The sequence below is a fragment of the Burkholderia sp. Ac-20344 genome, from assembly GCF_017104975.1.
Lineage (GTDB): Bacteria > Pseudomonadota > Gammaproteobacteria > Burkholderiales > Burkholderiaceae > Burkholderia.
Genome location: NZ_JAAGPP010000322.1, coordinates 1 through 2,464, shown reverse-complemented (window position 1 = coordinate 2,464; position 2,464 = coordinate 1). Strand labels below are relative to the sequence as shown.

Sequence of the window (2,464 nt, the reverse complement as noted above, 5' to 3'; positions counted from 1 at the left end):
GGCCCGCACGCGCCGCCATCGCGTGGACGCCGCATGGCTCGTCGTGCTGTACGGCATGCCGGGCTTCGGCTACATCATCACCGCGACGTTCCTGCCCGTGATCGCGCGCGCCGCGCTGCCGGCCGGTTCGCCGTGGCCCGACCTGTTCTGGCCGATGTTCGGCGCGGCGCTGATCGTCGGCGCGATCACCGCCGCGCGGCTGCCCGGGCACTGGGACAACCGGCTGCTGCTGGCGGCCGGTTGCGCGACGCAGGCGCTCGGCATTGCCGCCGGGATCGTGTGGCCGAACGCGGCCGGCTTCTCGGTCGGCAGCGCGCTGCTCGGCCTGCCGTTCACCGCGATCACGCTGTTCGCGATGCGCGAGGCGCGGCGCTTGCACGGCGAGCGGGCAGCCGGGCTGATGGGCTATGCGACCGCGTCGTACGGCGTCGGGCAGATTCTCGGCCCGCTCGTCGCGGCGCCGCTGGCCGCGCGCTTCGGGTCGTTTTCCCCCGCGCTGTGGGTCGCGGTGGCCGCGTTGTTGCTCGGCGCCGCCGGCTTCGCGGCGACCGCCGCACGAGGGCGCCCGCAACCCTGATCTCGGCGGGGACGGATCGTCTGCGGCACGGGCAAACTCGCTAGAATGAAGCCTTTCCCGCGCCGAGCGGGTGCGCGGGCAGCCGGCTGGCGGCCGTCCGGCGCCTGCCAGATCCCCATCGATGACCACCGCCGACTACCGCTTTTGCCCGCGCTGCGCGAGCCCGCTCACCGAGCGCGCCGATTCCGACCATGAAGGCGGCCGCATTCGCCAGGCGTGCCCCGACGACAATTGCGGCTATGTCCACTGGAACAACCCGTTGCCCGTCGTCGCGGCGATCGTGGAACTCGACGGCAAGATCCTGCTCGCGCGCAACGCGGCCTGGCCCGAAGGCATGTTCGCGCTGATCACCGGCTTCCTCGAGAACGGCGAGACGCCCGAGGACGGTATCGCGCGCGAGGTATTCGAGGAAACGGCGCTGAAGGCCGAGCACGTGTCGCTCGTCGGCGTCTACGAATTCATCCGCAAGAACGAGCTGATCATCGCGTACCACGTGCGGGCGTCGGGCACGGTCGCGCTGTCGCCGGAACTGCTCGAATACAAGCTCGTCGATCCGCCGCTGCTGCGCCCGTGGCGCGCCGGCACGGGCGTCGCGCTCGCCGACTGGATGCGGGCGCGCGGCCTCGATTTCGAATTCGTCGACCGGCCGGGGCAGTGACGGGCCGGCTCGCCCGCCGCGTTGCATCCGCCGTGCCGCGAGCGATCGCGGCGCGGCGCTCCGCCTCTTGCCGGCGCGCCGTGTCATGCGGCCGCCGCGCTTCGTCCTCATCGCTTTCATCGTCCCGACCGCCATCGCCATGTCCGACAAGCCGCAACCGCGTCCGCGCGACGCCTATCGCCACTTCCTGCCGATCACGACCCGCTGGATGGACAACGACGTCTACGGGCACGTGAACAACGTCGTGTACTACAGCTACTTCGACACGGTCGTGAACGAATACCTGATCCGCGCCGGCGTGCTCGACGTCGAGCACGGGCAGACGATCGGCCTCGTGGTCGAGACGCAGTGCAACTACTTCGCACCGCTGGTGTTTCCGCAATCGGTCGACGCAGGGCTGCGGGTCGTGAAGCTCGGCACGTCGAGCGTGCGCTACGAGGTCGGGCTGTTCGCGCAGGGCGACGCGTCGCCCGCCGCGCAGGGGCACTTCGTGCACGTGTACGTCGATCGCGGCACGCGCCGGCCGGTGCCGCTGCCCGACGCGCTGCGCGCCGCGCTCGAGCCGCTCGCGGCCTGATTTCGCTTTGCACGCGTTCGCGCTCCAGGCCTTCAACGGCCTCAGCTACGGCTTGCTGCTGTTCATGCTGTCGGCCGGACTCACGCTGATCTTCAGCGTGCAGGGCGTGCTCAACTTCGCGCATGCGAGCTTCTACATGCTCGGCGCGTATGTCGGCTACAGCATCGCGGCCAGCGCGGGATTCTGGCCCGCGCTGGTACTCGCGCCGCTCGCGGTCGGGCTGCTCGGCGCCGGCTGCGAACGTGCTCTGCTGCGCCGCGTGCAGGCGCGCGGCCATACGAGCGAACTGCTGCTGACCTTCGGCCTCGCTTACCTGATCGGCGAAGGCGCGAAACTCGCGTGGGGCCTTGCGCCGCTGCCGGCCCCCGTGCCGGCGCTGTTCGACGGCGCACCCGTGACCGTATTCGGCCTCGCGCTGCCGCGCTACCGGCTGTTCATGATGGGGATGTCCACGGCGATGCTGGTCGCGCTCGGCGTGCTGCTGCGCGCATCGCGCATCGGGCTCGTGGTGCGCGCGGCGCTCACGCACCGTGCGGCCGTCGAGGCGCTCGGCTACGACGTGCCGCGCGTGATGACGGCGCTGTTCGGCGCGGGCACCGCGCTGGCGGCGCTGGCCGGCGTGATCGGCGCGCCGCTCGCGGTGATCGAACCC

Annotated in this window: 4 protein-coding genes; all 4 read left to right on the top strand. The window is 71.3% G+C overall.

From position 1 onward, the window contains the following. The coding region (locus G3N64_RS38810) for a YbfB/YjiJ family MFS transporter (protein WP_205788856.1) at positions 1-577 on the top strand (577 nt) is incomplete at its 5' end. A gap of 121 nt (positions 578-698) precedes the next feature. Continuing rightward, positions 699-1,235: an NUDIX domain-containing protein gene (locus G3N64_RS38805; RefSeq protein WP_205788855.1), complete on the top strand. Its 537-nt coding sequence runs from the start codon at positions 699-701 to the stop codon at positions 1,233-1,235. Positions 1,236-1,374: 139 nt separating this feature from the next. Continuing rightward, entirely contained in the window at positions 1,375-1,812 is a 438-nt protein-coding gene (locus G3N64_RS38800; RefSeq protein ID WP_027787751.1) for a thioesterase family protein, read from the top strand. A 7-nt stretch (positions 1,813-1,819) separates the two neighbouring features. Continuing rightward, a partial coding sequence (locus tag G3N64_RS38795) for a branched-chain amino acid ABC transporter permease (RefSeq protein WP_205788854.1) occupies positions 1,820-2,464 on the top strand: 645 nt, incomplete at its 3' end.